The following is an 18,785-nucleotide window of genomic DNA, read 5'->3' on the forward strand; positions in this document are numbered from 1 at the left end:
TATCTTTGTACAGGAGATAATAGGGGGAAATCTGCTATCCCATATACTCAAACCTAACCATTTAGCCCTTGAAACATAGGGAAAAGAAAGGAGAACTCTATGATGAAACGCAAAGCAAAGATGCACAATGAACATGAATTCGACCTGGATAACATCTATCAAGACGATGAACGCCAGATTGATATTGCGACCGATCATCCGTTTGAAGTGCTACATAGATAGACATCTGATACTATGTCATGTCGCATTTCTGTAAATCAGACCTTCGTCTTCGGATGAGATAACTGTCTGTGCCCTGCACTTTTACCATAATATACGGCAGTAACAGTACAATGATGTAAGGCCTTCTGAAGAAGTATTGGCTCCTCTTTCAACAGGAAAGAATTATGATGGAGCCCTTCACGGCATTCGTTTCTGATGTCATTATTGTGGAGTGTACAGGGCATTTGTTTGTATAATACGTAGCTTTAGCACCATTTCTGTATTGTCCCAAATGGTGTTTTAAATGCCAATGAACCAACAACACACTGTTCTAATGTTGTTTTTCCTATTCCTTTTTTATATGTTTTAAAGACCAATAGACCAATAAAACACAATCATCGTCTGCTTATCCAACGTCCTTTTTTCGATATTTTGAAGACCAATAGACCAACAAAACACTATCATTATCTGCTTATTTTATCCCATTCTTATGGTGTTTTCAACCCTAATAAACAGACAACACTTGATGAAAATACAAGGAAAATCACATGAATAAATATGAAAATACATTTATATAAATACTTATTTATATGATAAAACCACACCTTTTAACGACCAAAAGTAGACAATAATACACTAATTATTGTTAATAACACACAAAAACAATATATCTATTAAGTTCCATAACATTATTTTTTATTAACTTTGCAGCCGATTATGCCGTCTTAGGCTCAGAACAAGTGCTGGAAAGATGCTCAGCCGCCTGACGGTAAAAACCCGTTTACAATAATAAAATGTACGCAATTGTAGAAATTAACGGTCAGCAGTTCAAGGCTGAGGAGGGCAAGAAGCTCTTCGTAAACCACATCAAAGATGCGGAAGAAGGCAAGACTGTTGAGTTTGACAAGGTGCTGTTGGTAGATAACAACGGTGCTGTCACAGTAGGTGCACCAACTGTTAATGGTGCGAAAGTAGTAGCTGAGGTAGTAGCTCCTTTGGTAAAAGGCGACAAAGTTATCGTGTTTAAGATGAAGCGTCGCAAGGACTACAGAAAGAAGAATGGTCATCGTACACACTTCACTCAGGTAGAAATTAAATCAATTAACGCTTAAAAAGGAGGACTCAAGAATGGCACATAAAAAAGGTGTAGGTAGTTCTAAGAACGGCCGTGAATCAGCTTCAAAGCGTTTAGGTGTTAAGATCTGGGGTGGCCAGAAGATTGTTGCGGGCAACATTATAGTACGTCAGCGCGGCAATAAGCACTTCCCAGGCGAGAATGTTGCACAGGGTAAAGATGACACTTTGTATGCTCTTGCAGACGGAGTTGTCTACTTCCACAAAGGAAAGTTCAACAAGAGCACTGTCTCTGTCCTTTCTGAGGAGGTTTACGCTGCGAAGACTGTAAAGCCTGAAGCTTAAGCGAACAACAAAAAAAACTATTCCAAACAAACAACATAGTCCCGGTTCTCTGCACAGAGACCGGGATTTATGCGTTTATAAGGGCGACGTTTAAAACCTAACTTGACTACTACAAGCATACACATAAGCGGAAACTACTACCCTCCTGCTATCCAATAACAACTCTACTGATAAAGAAACTGTGATTCAATAGATAGAAAACCACGATGTTACAGATGAGAAACTGCTATGCTACAGATAGAAAACAGTGATTCAATAGATAGAAAACTATAACGCGACAGATGAAGAGATAGATATCCAATTGATGGAAAACAGCTATGTTATAGATGGGAAACTGTAACACCGTAGATGAGGAGATTGATATCCAATAGAAGAGAAACTGTAGTGCAACAGATGGGAAGAGCGACACCCACAGATGGGAAACAATGACATGAAAAACCAAGCGTAAGATGATAATTATAGACAGAAGCAACAGCCAATAAGTAATGCTTAAATTGAAGAAGAACACAGATTATGTAAAACTTATTCATGGTATCAAAAGTAGAAGGGCGTCTTTCACATTCTAAAAGATGCCCTTTTGTACTTCAAAAGGGCATCTTTTACCATGCAAAAGGGCGTCTTTTACTATGCAAAAGATGCCCTTTTACTTTGCCCTCTATAACCTATTGATTATCTGAACATTACAAATCGAGAAATTGATCATTTCCTCGTAAAACAGACATGTAGACAGATTGTATTCTGTAAGTATTTTATCAAGCCATTCAAAGAGCCCCTCACCATCATTTTCCAGCAAGAAAACGAACGTGTTACTTTCTGTGTTTATATCACAATAATATCTATAAGTGCAACGTTATAAGTACATGATAAGCAAGAATTTCCCCAAATATATACTCCTACTGCTGTGCTTTGTGAGCAGTCAGATAGCCTTTGGACAATCATTCACACTACAAGGAAAGGTAGCAGACAAGGACGGTAACCCCATTGAACTGGCGTCTGTAATGGTCGTTTCACAAGGAAAACTCTCCATGACCAACCTCAAAGGCGAATTCACTATGCAGCTACAGAGTGAAGACTCTGTCAAGATTCGCTTCTCAATGGTTGGATATAAGACCAAGACAAGGGTACTTCATTGGCCAAAAGGGAAGCAGACTTTACTCGTACAACTCTCTGATGACAGTCAGTTACAAGAGGTAGTTGTTGAGGGAAAAGCCAAACAACACGGTACGACAGAGGAACTTGACGTGAAGAAAACGAAGCAAGGTCCATCGGCAACAGGCAATGCTGTTGAAGAATTAGTACAGACTCAAGCCGGCGTTTCCACCCATTCGGAGCTTTCATCACAGTATAATGTTCGCGGAGGAACCTTCGATGAGAACTCCGTATACATCAATAATGTTGAAGTTTTCCGTCCTTTCCTCGTCAGAAGTGGGCAACAAGAAGGCTTATCAGTCATCAATCCTGACATGGTTGACGGCATCGGATTCTCCACAGGAGGCTTCGAAGCAAAGTATGGGGACAAGATGAGCTCTGCTTTGGACATCACTTACAAACGTCCGAAGAAGACAGAAGCATCCGTTTCAGCCTCCCTTTTAGGTGCCAGTGCTTACCTTGGACTGGCTACAAAGAAGTTTACTTGGACCAATGGTGTGCGCTATAAGACCAATCGTTACCTCCTTGGATCACTCCAAACAGAGGGAGAATACCGCCCATCGTTCCTTGATTACCAGACATATTTATCATGGCAGCCGAACAAACGATGGCAGATTGACTTCATTGGAAATATCTCTGACAATCATTATAACTTCAAACCAGAGGACAGAGAGACCAACTTCGGTACGCTACAGAACGTAAAGAAGTTCAAAGTTTACTTCGATGGACAGGAGAAAGACCTCTTCCGAACCTTCTTCGGATCACTTGCTATCACTCGACATCTTACTCCCCGAACTGACATTTCACTGCTTGCTTCAGCGTTCACAACCCGCGAGCAGGAGCGATATGACATACAAGGACAGTATTGGCTCACACAGACTGAGACGTCAGAGAACCTTGGTGTAGGAACATATATGCAACATTCACGAGACTATCTCAATGCAAACGTGAAGAGCTTGAAGCTCATGATGCAGCACAGAGCAGGCAAACACAAGATTGAAGGTGCGTTGACGTATAAGTTGGAGAAGATTACAGAGAACTCTGCAGAGTACGAATATCGTGATTCAGCAGGCTATAACATACCACATACGGGTAAGGATCTGAAGATGATCTATGCCCTTCGTGCACGTAACGAACTGAATGCTAAACGCTTCGAGACGTATCTTCAGGACACATGGAACTTCCAGACACGTGATTCCATACCCACTCTCTTCACACTGAACTACGGTGTTCGCTTCTCACATTGGAGCTTTAACGGCGAGAGTCTGGTGTCTCCACGTGCAGCACTGACCATCACTCCGGGCTGGAATCGTAACCTTAGCTTCCGCATTGCGGGTGGTCTTTACTATCAAGCTCCGTTCTATAAGGAGTTGAGAGACACCTCTTTGATAAACGGAATCACCTATGCTACACTCAATCAGAAGATAAAAGCGCAGCGTTCTATCCATGCCATAGCCTCTATGTCATACCGTTTCCAGATGCTCGGACGACCGTTTAAGTTCACTGCCGAGGCTTATTACAAAGCTATGTCACGCCTTATCCCCTATTCTGTGGACAATGTGAAGGTCACTTATTACGGCGATCAGAATGCTACAGGCCATACTGCCGGACTCGATTTGAAGCTCTTCGGAGAGTTTGTCCCTGGTGCTGACTCATGGCTAACATTAAGTTTCATGAACACAAGGATGAAGTTGAATGGCAAGACTATCCCTCTTCCAACCGACCAACGATATGCGTTGAACCTCTACTTCACCGACTATTTCCCAGGAACAACACGTTGGCGGATGTCACTGAAGCTTGCATATGCCGACGGATTACCATTCTCTGCACCGCACAAGGAACTGGAAGCAAACCCATTCCGTGCTCCAGCATACAAAAGAGCAGACATAGGTATGAGTTACAGACTGCTGGATAACAGTGACGGAAGCCGTAACACAATCTTCAAAAACATATGGTTGGGCATTGATTGTCTGAACCTTTTCGGAATCAATAACGTCAATTCATATTACTGGGTGACCGACATTGCAGGGCAACAATACGCCGTTCCGAACTATCTTACAGGCAGACAGATCAACGGTAGGGTTACTATCGATTTCTAAAACATACCCTATTAAAAGGTAGCGACTCCATCGTCAACTATCTAAAAACATAAGCAGAGAAAACGAGATGTATGTGTTTTACATATCGTTTTCTCTGCTTTTCTTTTGCTTTCTCCAGTACTTCATGTTGCTTTTGTGCGTGTATAACCATATTATCTAAGCGTGATAAAGTATTATCTAAGCGTGATAATTAATTATCTAAGTCTGATAATACTTTATCACACTTAGATAATTTGAAAACATACACGCCTTATAAAGACAAAACAAGGGCATAAAGAAGACACAAAACGGTATAGACCAGAACAAAAGACCACATATAAACGCAGAAAGGAATACACTTTAAACAGGCGTTAATACCCACTTCCTTGCTTCAACACATGCTTAAATACCATTCGAAAGCTATTCATAAGAGGCAAGAATATGGACAAAAACAAAATAAATCAGGCATATACGCTGGCTTTTATACCATCAGAACACAAAGCTGATCAGACTGTTATACCTTCTCTTATACCATCCAAAACAAATCAAGCTGCAGTAGATTCACTGCAGCTTGATCGTATTTTCACTCATTCAAGTTTTACATTTCAGAAGAGAAAGCACATGCTTCCACCATCCAACACCGTGTTATTCCTCATAGACAGTAGGGTCATTGACACCCGCGTCAGCAAATGCCTCCTTGCGTTCCACACATGTTCCGCACTTGCCACAATGGACATCAGAGCCCTTATAGCAGCTCCATGTCTTGCTATAATCAATCCCTAAAGCAGCGCCACGACGCACAATATCAGCCTTTGTGATATTCGTATAAGGAGCTTCAACCCGTACATTGACAAACGTACCAGCCTCTGTTGCACCATTCATAGCACTGATAAACTCCGGTCGACAGTCTGGATAAATAACGTGATCACCACCATGATTGGCAATATACACCCTCTTCAGCTCATGACTCTCCGCTATTCCCGTTGCTATCGCCAGCATGATTCCGTTTCGGAAAGGTACCACCGTCGACTTCATATTCTCCTCTTCGTAATGTCCTTCAGGTATTGCTGCAGCACCATCCAGCAACGAACTCTTGAAATATTGATGCATAAAAGAGAGCGGAATGGTGATATGTGGGATGCCCAACTTATGACAATGATACTCAGCAAAGGGCAATTCCTTTGCTCCATGGTTCTGTCCGTAATCAAAAGAGATAGCTAAGGCTATCGTTGAAGCCTTGTCATAAAGCAACGTTATGGAGTCGAGTCCACCACTAACGATAATAACTGAATCCTTCATTTCAATCCTATTAAAATTCCTAACACTACACCCAATAACAAAGAAGACCAGTCGTCACCTTGTCAAGTGTAGCCTATTTTAGTACAAAATTACAAAAAAGACAGTATAACACTTCCCTAATCCGCTAAAAATTAGTATTTTTGCGGTAAGATAATTATTACATAATAAATAATAAACAAGACATGAAAATTAACGATTTCAACTTCGCTGGACACAAGGCTATCGTCCGCGTAGACTTCAATGTGCCATTGGATGAGAATGGTAACGTAACCGATGATACCCGTATCCGTGGTGCATTGCCAACTCTTAAGAAGATTCTTGCTGACGGTGGTGCGCTCATTATGATGAGTCACATGGGCAAACCAAAGGGTAAAGTGAAGCCAGAGCTTTCACTCAGCCAGATTGTTAAGAACGTAAGCAAGGCTCTTGGCGTTGACGTAAAGTTTGCTAAAGACGCAGGAAATGCTGAAGCTGAGGCTGCAGCCTTGAAGGGTGGAGAGGCTCTTTTGCTTGAGAATCTTCGCTATTATCCTGAGGAAGAGGGTAAGCCAGTTGGTGTTGAGAAGGGCACACCAGAGTATGATGCTGCAAAGAAGGAGATGAAAGAGCGTCAGAAAGAGTTCGCTAAGAAGCTCGCTTCATACGCTGATGTATATGTAAATGACGCTTTCGGTACTGCACACCGTAAGCATGCTTCTACTGCAGTGATAGCTGATTACTTCGATGCAGACCACAAGATGCTCGGTTATCTTATGGAAAAAGAAGTTACAGCCATTGAGAATGTGCTGAAGAATGCTAAACATCCATTCACAGCTATCATCGGTGGATCAAAGGTTAGTTCAAAGCTTGGTGTTATTAAGAACCTCCTTGACAAGGTTGATAACCTCATCATCGGTGGTGGTATGGGCTATACTTTCATCAAAGCACAGGGTGGTAAGATCGGTAAGTCACTCCATGAGGATGACTTGATGCCTGAGGCATTGAACGTAATTGCTGCTGCTAAGGAGAAGGGTGTAAACCTTTCACTGTCTGTTGCTACTGTTTGTGGTAAGGATTTCTCAAACGATACAGAGCGTAAAGTATTCCCAATCGATCAGATTCCTGATGAATGGGAAGGTATGGACGCATCTGAAGAGAGTATCGCAGCATGGAAGAAGATCATCATGGACTCTAAAACAATCCTTTGGAATGGTCCTGTTGGTGTCTTCGAGTTCGAGAACTTCGCAAAGGGTACTGGCGAAATCGCTAAGGCTGTAGCACAGGCTACACAGGAGAATGGTGCTTACTCACTCGTTGGTGGTGGTGACTCTGTTGCTGCTGTCAATAAGTTCGGTCTTGCTGATAAGGTTTCTTACGTTTCAACTGGTGGTGGTGCAATGCTCGAAGCCATTGAAGGTAAGGTTCTTCCAGGCGTAGCTGCTATTGAGAAGTAACATTAAAGAAGGAGAATTAATCCTCTCATCATAACGGAAAAGCCGCTACTTCATCACGAGGCAGCGGCTCTTTTTATTCTTATAAAAGCATAAATCAATCTGTCTTTACCTTACTTGAATCCCTCCTTCTATCCTTACTGTGAAAGCAAGTTCAGCTTGTTTACAAAAGAAATATTTATTCAACAGGTAAGAATGGATTATATATTAGGACCGATTATAATACGCTCTGAAAAGAAAACATCCCTCAGTCTACATTAGATATTCATAAAGTAACTACAAGTTTAAATCTTTAAGGTATAACAAAGGAAAGATAATAAGATTCCAACAGCTTAATACCAAATTCTATTCTATCATGGAGAAAGGAAAAAACATAAGAACAATGGATAAGTGGACATTGTTTAATAAGACAAATAAGAGTAAACTATTTGTTCTCATAAACAGTTTTGCAGTAGTACTTCTGCTAACAAGTTTCTTTGCAGAGAAGATATTTCCAGGCTTGAAAGATGCAAATATATTCATGAAAGGTATATGGGAAATAGGGCTATGGGTGGCACTTATTATCATGTTCCTAAGAGAACTCTATGTTTTAATAAGGGATTTATGCACTGAAGAAGAACGGTTGTTGCATATGGTAGCTTGGCTAAGATTCTGTATAATGACAGCTATATATAGCGGTTTTGCCTATTGGAATATCACAACTTATGGTAATATAGATAACTTCCTAACATTAATCAGAAGTTATTTCTCTTGATAATAGGAGGTAAGTCTGTTTATTTTGCTGTATTTTGTAGCATATATCTTCTTCGTTTCTTTGCAGGAATGAACAACTTCAGTAGAGCTTATGAGGAGCAATATTAGATTTGCTGTCACTACTGTCATGTGATATACCTATTAAAACATACTTATTATCAGCATATTACACAATATGTTAAAAGTGACAGGAAAGTAAATTAAAACATTGTTGACCTTTAAGCTGGTTATCAGATATAATTTAAGGCTGAACTCCTCATATGGAATTCAGCCTTTTGGGTAGTCTTTATACAAAAGCAGAAGATGCCCTTTTGCGTTGCAAAAGGCTGTCTTCTACAATGCAAAAGGGCATCTATTAAATTTGAAAGGAGATTTGATTTTACAATAAGAACTTATTAAGTCCTTTCTCCACTATGGTGACTGATCGTGCAGAACAGTCTCAGCCGTCACCTTACTTAGTAGGCATGAGGAATCTATCTCCTGTCTGCTTAACGATCTGTTGCTTGAAATAATTGCTGTAACCAGGACGCTTAACACGTTCGCCAAGCCCCGTCTTCGTACGAAGGAACTGACCATCTTTCTCTGGTTTGATAGTCATATCATTGAATTTCACAATGAGATAGGTTGCCAACTGGCGCCAACGAGCTATCATCTCATCACTCTTCTCAACAGAATAGTCATTAAGATACTTCACGGCAGCTGCCTTGTCAGAGTTATAAAGCGACAAAGCTTTCTCTTCAACACCCTTTTGTGCTGCGAAATAAGAGTTCTCCAAAGAGTCACGAACCTCCTTTAAGGCTGGGAAAAGCTGTGAATAACGTGGATAAACCATGTTACTTACCCAGTTGCAAACCCAGAAAGCATTCTTATCAGAGAAGGTAACGGCGTCAGCACCAGGTGTATTGAAGCACTCAGCACGAACAGTATTGCTACAATAGATAGGAACGTAAGCAACCATATTCCCATCATCATTGCCAAACCACAGTATACCACCGATCTCACGAGGCAACCATGAACGCAGTTGGGCTACATAAGAGAAGCCGGTCTGCTGTGTTGAAGTTGGTCGTTCGTTGAAGTATTTCTTTCCATCCACCTCATATTGCAGTGGTGTTGGACGATAAGGACAATCCCAGATACCCTGTGCAATGTCATTGTCGAGTGCTAAAGCTGTTCCCTCATAGTGGTCGCGCATGCAGTTTTCCATGATGGCTACATCCAGCTTCTTGTCTGGTTGAATCCACAAAGGCATGTCTTCAGCCTTCGGATCCTTGCCAAGTGCCCATGGCAACCAATGTGACATGTCCTTGAAATGATTGAAGAAGCTCCATACACGGGCATCACACCAACGCCGACCACCAAAGGTTGGCTCAGCATATGCCATCTTCCAGTTGAAATCTTTATCCTTTCCGGTGAACCAACCCTTTGAACGTGCAAAGCTGATGCAGTTCTTTGACGTAATGACTTCAGTATTATAGGTTGAGAACTGACCGATACGGCTCTGGTTAGCATGACCAGAAATCATACCATCAGGTATACGAACAGCAACCCAAACCACCTTTTGTTTCTTGTCGCCACCGCATCCTTGCATCTCAAGCAACCATACTTCATTAGGGTCAGCAATAGTAAATGTCTCGCCTTCTGAGTTATATCCATAGGTCTCAACCAATGAAGTCATTACCTTAATGGCCTCACGTGCAGTCTTACTGCGCTGCAATCCGAGGTACATCAATGAACCATAGTCAATCGTTCCGGTCTTATCAACCATCTCTTCCCTACCCCCGTATGTTGTTTCACCAATGCTTACCTGATACTCATTGATGTTTCCAATGACGTTATAGGTCACTGGTGCTTCAGGGATAAAGCCATGACTCTCATGCGTATCATAATCGATAATCTCCCGACGGTCACCTTTTGCATGCGTTCCGGCAGGATAATGACACAGATTTGTAAACAAACCATAGTCATCAGCATTGTAAGTTACGAGGACAGAACCGTCCTTTGTTGCTCCTTTTGTCGCAATGAAGTTCGTACATGCATTGGCATACGACATCAATGACAGGAAAAACAGTGTGATAAATGTTTTCTTCATAATCTTGATTTTAACGTTAATACTTTATCTTTGTTACAAATTCTCGACGATTGTCACGGTTGTCTACGGCTGAAACCTTCAGTGTTCGCTCCTTACCAGTGCGCTGAACAGGTGTCTCAGTGAGGTCGCAGAAGAAGACTTCCTTGTTCTTTCCGAACTCAAGAAGAATAAATTCTCCGTCTACAGAAGCCTGATAAGCTTTCAGTCCACTGCCTGAATCGGTTATTTTAAAGAACAGATGGCGTGGATCAAGGTTCATCTTTGTAATCAAAGGTGCCGTCTCATCAGATGTAAGGAAGTAGATATCTGACAGTTCACGGAAGCGTCCTTTGACCCAACCATTGGTATAAATGCCGCCACAATAGGCTGACGGACCACCTCCTGCAGCACTATTTCGGGCTGCAATGTAAAGCTTTTCAGGATTACGGATACCATCTTTTGCCTTGATGTTTATCTCTGCATAATTGAATAAAGGATAGGGAGCTTTCGAGAAACTATAGCCCATAGAGAGCGCATTGCCCATTGGAACAGTACGCATCAGCAACCATCCGTCCTTAGCAAGAAGCCCTTTCTGAATGTTCAATCGCACACCATCAGCATTAATACGATTATCTTTCTTACAATAAAGAGGAAGTTCTCCCTCTGGTTTTGCCACAGATGGTATTGCTTGTGGCTCACCATGGACCGTAAATTCCTTCACTGTCTGATTACCAAAGGCATCACTAACCACATAACGAAGGTGATAATCACGTTGCTGATTGAAGTTAATGATACCTCTGTCAGCACCAGCCCGAAGGATGGGAAGCGTGTTTCCAGGTTCAATGAATGACTTCATAAACCATATTTTCGTATGAAGGAAATGGTCATAGTCGCCCCATGAGTTCACCATACGGTTACAACTGACAGGGATATTATTCACATCTGAAGAAAAAACGAGCTTTCCGTCGCAGTAAAGGCGGGTGTAACGCACACCATAATTATTATAAACAGAATCCATATGGTCATTGGCTCTTATGCCAAAGCCCACCTTTCCCCATGCCTGGAACCGTCCTTTATCAAACGTAAAGATACGAGAATCAGAGGAATGTTGGAACACTCCCTCCCCAGGTTGTGGGTAAGACTTAAAAGAATAGACTGCTGGTGCTGTCTTATCCGTGATAAAAGACTTGAGAAAATTGAGTGGATCACAAAGATTATTGCTCTTTGTTTTGTGCATTTCTAAGTGGATATGTGGTCCTTTGGATGCTCCGGTATTACCACTTAAGGCTATAAACTGCCCCTTCGCAACAGGGAATTCACCCGGTCGGAAGTGTATTTCGGCAGCAAACTGATGGTGTGCATACTGCCATTTCTTCACAGCTGCTTCAATCTGAGGTGCGAAACGGTTCAAGTGAAAGTAATAACTGGTATAGCCATTGGGGTGTGTTACCATCAAAGCATGCCCATAACCGAACTTCTCAACGATAGCTCCTGAGACATAACCATCGGCAATTGAATAGACACCGAGGTTCACTTCTCGCTCTGTTTTCACGTCTACTCCACCGTGAAAATGGTTCGGACGCGGTTCACCAAAGTTACCTGCAAGCTGTACAGGAACATGGACTGGAGAGCCAAAAGACAATGCTGATAAAAGAAAACCTAAGAAAAAATTCATTCACTTATTATCAAACTCACTATTATATCATTTATATTAGAGATGTGTATGGCATAGATAATACTCTGTCAGGTAGTCTTCAAAGTTCTATACCAAAGGATTTCCATCCATATAAGCACGTCGTTTACCTTCAGAATCAGGCTTTACGACAATCGTGCCGACGTACCATTCCGTCATAGGAAGCTCTTCTTTAAGAGACATTATAGAACAAACAACACTATTCTCTATCGTCACAACTCCTTGTTCTGTCCGCCCTTCAGGAGCAAGAACAACATTAGCAGCAATCCTCCTCATCGTCATGGATGGTTTGGAATACCCCTCTCACGCATGGCATCCGATGGTGTTCTCGTTGGTGGAGCAGCGTCTGGAGTAGGTGGTGCAGGCGTCGGAGTGACTGGTGCTCCACCTATCGTACGGATTGGATCTTGGTTATTCACAGAGTCATTGGGCGTTGTTGACTCCCCTTTACGTACATGCATACGCACAAGATGAATGTTCCTCAATATCAAAAGCTTGAAAGTTGTAGTGGGTTGTTGGCCCTTCAGCATCAGGAAATAGCCCCGAATGTGTTTTATTCGGAGAGAGTCGCCACTGTCAATGGTCAGTGTCTGATGTGAATCCGACGATATTTGTTGATACTGAGTATTGATACTATCATTCGCATAGGTGACAGATAGCACAACAACAGCATTACGCATACCCTCCTGAACGATAAACTGTGAATCGAAACTGAGCACAAGACGGTCGCCTTTATGGTAAGCAGTATCTGCCTTTATGTCGAAGACTTCACGGTCAACTGAGGCATAAGGCGATAAGATCAGTGTACGATTACCACGCCAAACATCCGTTGTGTCACCCTTAGAGGTTATATCTCCGTATTGAGAAAGCTCACTTTCAGACGCTCCTTGTGCCCTAGCCTCATTCTCAAGACGCTTTGCAAGGTCCTCATAGATGTCATGTAACTTATCTGTATGCCGCATATAATAAAGGAGAGAGGCATCAAACTTCTCTTCAGACACGTCATACTTCTTCATTACTGCTAACTTAAAAGCTTTCTGTCTGACGTCAGAAAAGCCTGTCTGATTGACCATTGCCATCGACAAATGGTAGTCATAAAGCATATCTTCCATCTCAGATGGCTGAATAATATCTGATGGGATAGATGGTTTACAGCCAACAAATAACATTAAAACTGTAAACAGACAGCTAAGAGTAATGAACTTTATGCAGTTACTTTTCATTTGTTTTCTCAATCAACCTTTGCCTCTTTAACGGGTGTCCAACCATTAAAATCCTTGCGGAAAGCAAGTAATATGGCAAATACACCTACTGAAATACAAGAGTCAGCGAAGTTAAATACGGGTGAAAAGAATATGAACGACTCTCCACCCCATAATGGAAACCAATCGGGAAAGGTACCATGAAACAGTGGAAAATAGAACATATCAACAACCTTTCCCATCATCATAGGAGCATACCCTTCGCCCCATGAGACCAATGTAGAGGGTGTTGCACCCGGTAAATAATAAGGTGTCGATGCCGTAAAGATCTGACCGTAAATCAAGGAATCAAAGATATTACCAGCAGCACCAGCACATATCATTGACAAAACAATGATATATCCCATACGCGCTCCACGTTTGATACGGTCGGATATGTACCATATAAGGAAGCCAACGGCAACAATTCGGAAGATGCTCAAGAAGAGTTTACTCCCGAGTTCCATTCCCCATGCCATTCCATTGTTCTCTACAAACTCTATCTGAAACCAATCAAAGACATGGATTGCCTCCCCTAAATTCATGTGAAGCTTGACAGTCACCTTGATGATCTGGTCTATAATCAACAGCAGAACAATCAATGATGCGGCTGTCAAGCTCTTCTTTTTATTGCTATACATTAATGGTTTTTGTTTGCTTCTTTGGATGCAACACTAAGTGTTGCATGTGGAACGATGCGCAGACGCTCCTTTGGAATGAGCTCACCTGTGATGCGATCGATACCATATGTCTTGTTATTGATGCGCACAAGAGCTGCCTGCAATGCCTGAATAAACTTCTGTTGACGTTGTGCCATTTGGACTAATTCCTCCTTTGTTTGGTTAGAACTGCCCTCTTCCAACGCCTTATACGTAGGTGATGTATCGTCTACATCATTCGTATTCTTGTTCATCAGAACCTTCATTGTCTCCTCATAATCCGACTTAGCTACGGCTAATTTATCATTTACTATCGAGCGAAACTCCTCGAGTTCCTCATCGGTATAACGCTTTTTTGCTTCCATAAGTTAAATTGAATTAGGTTATTTAAAGTTTTTATAGCTCTTATGTAAAGAGGGGATCGACTCTTGTTAAGAGTCAATCTCCCTATTCTTATTTATATTTATATCTTCTTTATCTCGATATGAAGCTTGAATTCATCGAACTCAACCTCAGCTCCTGCATTCTCAGCAAGCGTGATTTCATCCGCAAGAACTTGTGTCTTAATCAGTTCACCGAATGATTCTACTGCATCTTGAGCCTCCTTGCGTGGTTCGATAGTTACCGAAATACGGTCCGTTATCTCCAAACCAGTCTCCTTACGGAGATTCTGTATACGGTTAATGAGCTCACGTGCCATACCTTCACGACGTAGTTCATCCGTCAGTTCCACCTCAAGTGCAACCGTTAAGTTGCCTTCGTTGCTTACCAACCAGCCTGGAATATCTTCTGAAATGATGTCTACATCAGCTGCTTCAACAGTGATTGGCTGACCATCAAGCTCGAAGTTGAATACTCCAGAAGTCTCTAATGCTGCAATTTCATCCTGTGTCAGAGCATCCATACGTGCTGCAACCTGCTTCATGAGTTTACCAAACTTCTTACCCATGACGCGGAAATTACACTTCACCTTCTTCACTAAGAGACCTTGACCTTCAACAAATGTAAGGTCTTTAACGTTCACTTCGTGTTTGATAAGGTCGGATACAGCTTCTATATGCTTCTTTTGTGTAGCATCAACTGCAGGAATCATGATCTGAGCTAATGGCTGGCGAACCTTGATATTCACCTTACGACGGAGTGCAAGTACCATAGACGTGATGCGTTGTGCCATATCCATGCGTGCTTCAAGGTCGCTATCGATAACTGATTCATCAGCTATTGGCCAACGATCAAGGTGAATACTCTCCTTCGAACCACCCAGATCCTGATACAACTGGTCAGCATAGAAAGGTGCAAACGGTGCCAAGAGGCGTGCAACTGTCATCAGACAAGTATACAATGTGTCATAAGCACTCTTCTTATCAGCGCTCATCTCCTTACCCCAGAAGCGTTTACGGTTCAGACGAACATACCAGTTACTGAGGTCATTGTTAACGAAAGCATCAATAAGACGTCCTGCACGTGTTGGGTCAAAGTCCTCTAATTCAGCTGTAACACCCTTGATAAGAGAGTTGAGTTTAGAGATGATCCAGCGGTCAATCTCGGGTGCATCAGCCTTAATAGGTTCACATTTAGCTGCATCGTAACCATCAACATTGGCATAAAGTGCGAAGAAGCTATACGTATTATATAATGTACCGAAGAACTTACGACGACATTCATCAACACCTTCTGGGTCGAACTTCAAGTTATCCCATGGCTCACTGTTCGTCATCATATAGAAACGTACAGGATCAGCACCGTACTTATGCAGCATCTCAAATGGGTCTGTAACATTGCCGACGTGCTTACTCATCTTGTTACCCTTGGCATCCAGCACAAGACCAGATGATATAACGTTCTTGAAAGCAACGGAGTCGAACACCATTGTAGCAATGGCATGGAGTGTAAAGAACCAACCACGTGTCTGGTCAACACCCTCATTGATGAAGTCAGCAGGGAAGAATGCTGGTGGAACAGCTACCCCTTTATAGGAAGAATGTACGAGCTGATCACGATATTCTGCCTCTGTCAGCCCCGTCTTCTTTAGTCCTTCAGCATTGATTTCACCCTCAAATGGATAGTGAAGCTGTGCATATGGCATAGAACCACTATCAAACCACACGTCGATAAGGTCGGCTTCACGATGCATTGGCTTACCTTCTTCGTTTACAAGGACGATATCATCAACGTAAGGACGGTGCAAATCAATCTTGTCATAGTTCTCCTGACTGAAGTCGCCAACCACGAAACCTGCCTCCTTCAGTGGGTTCTTATCCATCACACCAGCGGCAACAGCCTTCTCAATCTCTGCATAGAGCTCCTCTACAGAACCAATACATTTCTCACCACGGTTCTCATCTCGCCATATAGGCAATGGTGTTCCCCAGAAGCGTGAACGGCTAAGATTCCAATCATTAAGGTTCTCAAGCCAGTTACCAAAGCGTCCTGTACCTGTTGATTCAGGCTGCCAACGAATCGTTTTATTGAGTTCAACCATCCGTTCCTTCTTCTCTGTATCCTTGATAAACCAACTATCGAGTGGATAATAGAGTATAGGCTTGTCCGTACGCCAGCAGTGTGGATAGTTATGTACGTGCTTCTGAATGTTGAAAGCAGAACCTTCCTGCTTCATTTCCATACAGATGATGATGTTCAGGTCCTCTGCTTTCTCTGAAGCTTTCTTATCCCATACACCATCAGGGTTGAACTTTGGATCATAAGAATTCTTCACATAGTCACCTGCATGATGGCCGTATGCCTTCTCATCAACACACGCCTTGACGAAATTCTTGTCGAGTTCGTCTATTGGATAGTACTTACCTTGCAGGTCAACCATCGGACGTGTTTCGCCTTTCTTTGATATAAGATAGAGTGCAGGGATATTAGCATCCTTGGCAACCTTGGCATCATCGGCACCAAACGTTGGTGCAATGTGCACGATACCCGTACCATCTTCAGTCGTTACATAGTCACCAAGGATGATACGGAAGGCTTCACTCTCCATCTCAACGAACTTATCACGTCCGTCTTCACCTGTGAATACTTTCTCTGGATGAGCCTGTGCATAGTCATTTACAAACTTTGGAGCAAACTCTCCAGCCTTTTCAACAGGCTTGATCCAAGGCATGAGCTGCTGATAATGCAGTCCTTCAAGCTCTGTACCCATCACTTTGCCTACGACACGATAAGGAACATACTTGTCACCACGCTCATAAGCAGGCAGCTCACCACCGTCTGTTATCTCGCCTTCTGGCTTCAGATAGGCTGAAACGCGGCTTGAAGCGATAACGATAGTCAGTTTCTCAGCATCATAAGGGTTATATGTTTCAACAACATCATACTCAATCTTCGGACCGACACACAATGCTACGTTTGAAGGAAGGGTCCAAGGTGTTGTGGTCCATGCCACGAAACAAGGCTTACCCCATGTCTCCTTAGGCAGCTTTGCCTTCTCTGCCAGCGTCTTCCAGTCGGCAGATGGGATAGCAAACTGTGCTGTTACGGTTGTATCCTTCACATCACGATAGCAGCCAGGCTGGTTCAATTCATGGCTTGACAGTCCTGTTCCAGCACCTGGAGAGTAAGGTTGAATGGTGTACCCTTTGTAAAGCATCCCTTTATTATAGAGCTGTTTCAAGAGCCACCATAGTGTTTCGATGTACTTATTATCGTAAGTAATGTATGGGTGCTCCATGTCTACGAAGTAACCCATCTCCTCTGTCAACTGTTTCCACTCTGCAGTGAACTTCATTACGTTCTCTCTACACTTGTGATTGTAGTCCTCTGTGGAGATATACTTATCTGAATTATGGTTGTCGATATCCTTCTTTGTGATACCCAACTCCTTCTCTACGCCCAGTTCGACAGGTAATCCGTGCGTATCCCAACCCGCCTTACGGTGAACCTGGAATCCTTGCATGGTCTTGTAGCGGTTGAAAGTATCTTTAATAGAGCGTGCCAGAACGTGGTGAATACCAGGGTGTCCGTTGGCAGAAGGAGGTCCTTCAAAGAAGATGAACTGTGGTTCACCCTCTCGCTCGTCAATACTCTTGTGGAAGATGTCATTCTTCTCCCACTCTTTCAACACTTCTTGATTTGTGCTTACAAGGTCAAGTCCCTTGTGTTCGGCGAATTTCTTAGCCATTTTTCTATCTTATTTTGCTGATTTTCTAAATGTATGCAAAGATACAAATAACTACTGAAACTACCAAACTTTTTGGTTGTATGAAAGATAAAGGCGTCCATTTAAGATAATGTAACATAGTAGGGTAAAAATAGAGATATGACCAATTACGATTTATTTACATCAAATATTTAAAACAATGGTAAGTATTAGAGCTTTCAAAAAGAATTTGTTACCAATGAAATATGATGTTATGAGAAAAGAAAAACCGCACCCCTTGAAACAGGATACGGCTATAAGTCTATGGTGAAATACTTTATTATAATTACAATTTTATATATAAACAAAGATTATATCTTCAAAGGATTACGCATCTTTTGGGGTTTCATCATAGCGAAGTAGATAATCTTTCAATCTATCTGCTTGCTGCTTTGTTATCTTTAAAAACATGATATGTTTTTTTAAAGTAGCCATATCATATTCATCAATGATTCTGCCGATTGACACGTTTAAGAACATAGAAGGTAATGAACTTACTCCTTCCATATTTGCAACAACCTTCTCATCAGATGCAATTGCACCTACAATAGTATTGTAAAAAGTGTTTCCAGCCTCTGGCAAACTATTATGTGAAGCTAAAACTTCTTTCATATTCACTGTACACATAATCGTCTTGATTTAATTAAA

The 18,785-nt window shown here is 42.1% G+C and carries 15 protein-coding genes; 6 read left to right on the forward strand and 9 right to left on the reverse strand.

The annotated features are described in order from the left end of the window. The first annotated feature begins 99 nt into the window (after nt 1–99). The 4 genes from ACZ48L_RS09570 (at nt 100) to ACZ48L_RS09585 (ending at nt 4,868) form a co-directional block, all read left to right on the forward strand. Nucleotides 100–222, forward strand: a complete 123-nt coding sequence (locus tag ACZ48L_RS09570) for a hypothetical protein (RefSeq protein WP_257882146.1) — start codon at nt 100–102, stop codon at nt 220–222. 773 nt (nt 223–995) lie between these two features. Then, complete coding sequence (gene rplU, locus ACZ48L_RS09575) at nt 996–1,313, forward strand: 50S ribosomal protein L21 (RefSeq protein WP_008823177.1); 318 nt, start codon at nt 996–998, stop codon at nt 1,311–1,313. Nucleotides 1,314–1,329: 16 nt separating this feature from the next. Continuing rightward, entirely contained in the window at nt 1,330–1,620 is a 291-nt protein-coding gene (rpmA, locus tag ACZ48L_RS09580; protein WP_025790739.1) for a 50S ribosomal protein L27, read from the forward strand. A gap of 860 nt (nt 1,621–2,480) precedes the next feature. Beyond that, the gene (locus ACZ48L_RS09585) at nt 2,481–4,868 is read left to right on the forward strand and encodes a TonB-dependent receptor (RefSeq protein WP_025790738.1); all 2,388 of its coding nucleotides are present in this window, start codon (nt 2,481–2,483) and stop codon (nt 4,866–4,868) included. Nucleotides 4,869–5,492: 624 nt separating this feature from the next. On the opposite strand, the gene queC is transcribed toward ACZ48L_RS09585, so the two are convergent. Continuing rightward, the gene (gene queC, locus ACZ48L_RS09590; protein ID WP_008823182.1) at nt 5,493–6,146 is read right to left on the reverse strand and encodes a 7-cyano-7-deazaguanine synthase QueC; all 654 of its coding nucleotides are present in this window, start codon (nt 6,144–6,146) and stop codon (nt 5,493–5,495) included. 182 nt (nt 6,147–6,328) lie between these two features. Here queC and ACZ48L_RS09595 point away from each other — a divergent pair, with 182 nt between their 5' ends. Both ACZ48L_RS09595 and ACZ48L_RS09600 read left to right on the forward strand, forming a co-directional pair. Then, nucleotides 6,329–7,579, forward strand: coding sequence for a phosphoglycerate kinase (locus ACZ48L_RS09595; RefSeq protein ID WP_025790736.1), 1,251 nt, complete (start codon nt 6,329–6,331; stop codon nt 7,577–7,579). Between the two features lie 379 nt (nt 7,580–7,958). Continuing rightward, nucleotides 7,959–8,330, forward strand: a complete 372-nt coding sequence (locus ACZ48L_RS09600; RefSeq protein ID WP_148295427.1) for a hypothetical protein — start codon at nt 7,959–7,961, stop codon at nt 8,328–8,330. 450 nt (nt 8,331–8,780) lie between these two features. Here ACZ48L_RS09600 and ACZ48L_RS09605 read toward each other — a convergent pair whose 3' ends face one another. From ACZ48L_RS09605 to ACZ48L_RS09640, 8 genes are all read right to left on the reverse strand, one after another. After that, nucleotides 8,781–10,418 (reverse strand): dipeptidase, encoded by a 1,638-nt coding sequence (locus ACZ48L_RS09605; RefSeq protein ID WP_025790734.1) that lies wholly within the window; start codon nt 10,416–10,418, stop codon nt 8,781–8,783. A gap of 16 nt (nt 10,419–10,434) precedes the next feature. Beyond that, nucleotides 10,435–12,072 (reverse strand): M23 family metallopeptidase, encoded by a 1,638-nt coding sequence (locus ACZ48L_RS09610; RefSeq protein WP_025790732.1) that lies wholly within the window; start codon nt 12,070–12,072, stop codon nt 10,435–10,437. Nucleotides 12,073–12,159: 87 nt separating this feature from the next. Beyond that, nucleotides 12,160–12,366 carry a hypothetical protein gene (locus tag ACZ48L_RS09615; RefSeq protein ID WP_025790730.1) on the reverse strand — a complete coding sequence of 69 codons (207 nt, stop codon included), beginning with the start codon at nt 12,364–12,366 and terminating at the stop codon, nt 12,160–12,162. 2 nt (nt 12,367–12,368) lie between these two features. Continuing rightward, the gene (locus ACZ48L_RS09620) at nt 12,369–13,313 is read right to left on the reverse strand and encodes a DUF4296 domain-containing protein (protein ID WP_025790728.1); all 945 of its coding nucleotides are present in this window, start codon (nt 13,311–13,313) and stop codon (nt 12,369–12,371) included. Between the two features lie 8 nt (nt 13,314–13,321). Then, entirely contained in the window at nt 13,322–13,972 is a 651-nt protein-coding gene (locus ACZ48L_RS09625; protein ID WP_008823189.1) for a lipoprotein signal peptidase, read from the reverse strand. Then, nucleotides 13,972–14,355 (reverse strand): TraR/DksA family transcriptional regulator, encoded by a 384-nt coding sequence (locus tag ACZ48L_RS09630; RefSeq protein ID WP_008823190.1) that lies wholly within the window; start codon nt 14,353–14,355, stop codon nt 13,972–13,974. The genes ACZ48L_RS09625 and ACZ48L_RS09630 overlap by 1 nt, the downstream gene beginning before the upstream one ends. A gap of 98 nt (nt 14,356–14,453) precedes the next feature. Beyond that, nucleotides 14,454–18,119 (reverse strand): isoleucine--tRNA ligase, encoded by a 3,666-nt coding sequence (ileS, locus tag ACZ48L_RS09635; RefSeq protein WP_025790726.1) that lies wholly within the window; start codon nt 18,117–18,119, stop codon nt 14,454–14,456. 345 nt (nt 18,120–18,464) lie between these two features. Continuing rightward, the gene (locus ACZ48L_RS09640; protein WP_242401675.1) at nt 18,465–18,749 is read right to left on the reverse strand and encodes an STAS-like domain-containing protein; all 285 of its coding nucleotides are present in this window, start codon (nt 18,747–18,749) and stop codon (nt 18,465–18,467) included. Between the last annotated feature and the right edge of the window lie 36 nt (nt 18,750–18,785).

Source organism: Prevotella histicola (genome assembly GCF_055385135.1).

What these genes read in the sequence shown, in the direction of transcription:
- ACZ48L_RS09570 (WP_257882146.1), top strand. Translation starts at nt 100, where the DNA reads ATGATGAAACGCAAAGCAAAGATGCACAATGAACATGAATTCGACCTG.
- rplU (WP_008823177.1), top strand. Translation starts at nt 996, where the DNA reads ATGTACGCAATTGTAGAAATTAACGGTCAGCAGTTCAAGGCTGAGGAG.
- rpmA (WP_025790739.1), top strand. Translation starts at nt 1,330, where the DNA reads ATGGCACATAAAAAAGGTGTAGGTAGTTCTAAGAACGGCCGTGAATCA.
- ACZ48L_RS09585 (WP_025790738.1), top strand. Translation starts at nt 2,481, where the DNA reads ATGATAAGCAAGAATTTCCCCAAATATATACTCCTACTGCTGTGCTTT.
- queC (WP_008823182.1), bottom strand. Translation starts at nt 6,146, where the DNA reads ATGAAGGATTCAGTTATTATCGTTAGTGGTGGACTCGACTCCATAACG.
- ACZ48L_RS09595 (WP_025790736.1), top strand. Translation starts at nt 6,329, where the DNA reads ATGAAAATTAACGATTTCAACTTCGCTGGACACAAGGCTATCGTCCGC.
- ACZ48L_RS09600 (WP_148295427.1), top strand. Translation starts at nt 7,959, where the DNA reads ATGGATAAGTGGACATTGTTTAATAAGACAAATAAGAGTAAACTATTT.
- ACZ48L_RS09605 (WP_025790734.1), bottom strand. Translation starts at nt 10,418, where the DNA reads ATGAAGAAAACATTTATCACACTGTTTTTCCTGTCATTGATGTCGTAT.
- ACZ48L_RS09610 (WP_025790732.1), bottom strand. Translation starts at nt 12,072, where the DNA reads ATGAATTTTTTCTTAGGTTTTCTTTTATCAGCATTGTCTTTTGGCTCT.
- ACZ48L_RS09615 (WP_025790730.1), bottom strand. Translation starts at nt 12,366, where the DNA reads ATGAGGAGGATTGCTGCTAATGTTGTTCTTGCTCCTGAAGGGCGGACA.
- ACZ48L_RS09620 (WP_025790728.1), bottom strand. Translation starts at nt 13,313, where the DNA reads ATGAAAAGTAACTGCATAAAGTTCATTACTCTTAGCTGTCTGTTTACA.
- ACZ48L_RS09625 (WP_008823189.1), bottom strand. Translation starts at nt 13,972, where the DNA reads ATGTATAGCAATAAAAAGAAGAGCTTGACAGCCGCATCATTGATTGTT.
- ACZ48L_RS09630 (WP_008823190.1), bottom strand. Translation starts at nt 14,355, where the DNA reads ATGGAAGCAAAAAAGCGTTATACCGATGAGGAACTCGAGGAGTTTCGC.
- ileS (WP_025790726.1), bottom strand. Translation starts at nt 18,119, where the DNA reads ATGGCTAAGAAATTCGCCGAACACAAGGGACTTGACCTTGTAAGCACA.
- ACZ48L_RS09640 (WP_242401675.1), bottom strand. Translation starts at nt 18,749, where the DNA reads ATGAAAGAAGTTTTAGCTTCACATAATAGTTTGCCAGAGGCTGGAAAC.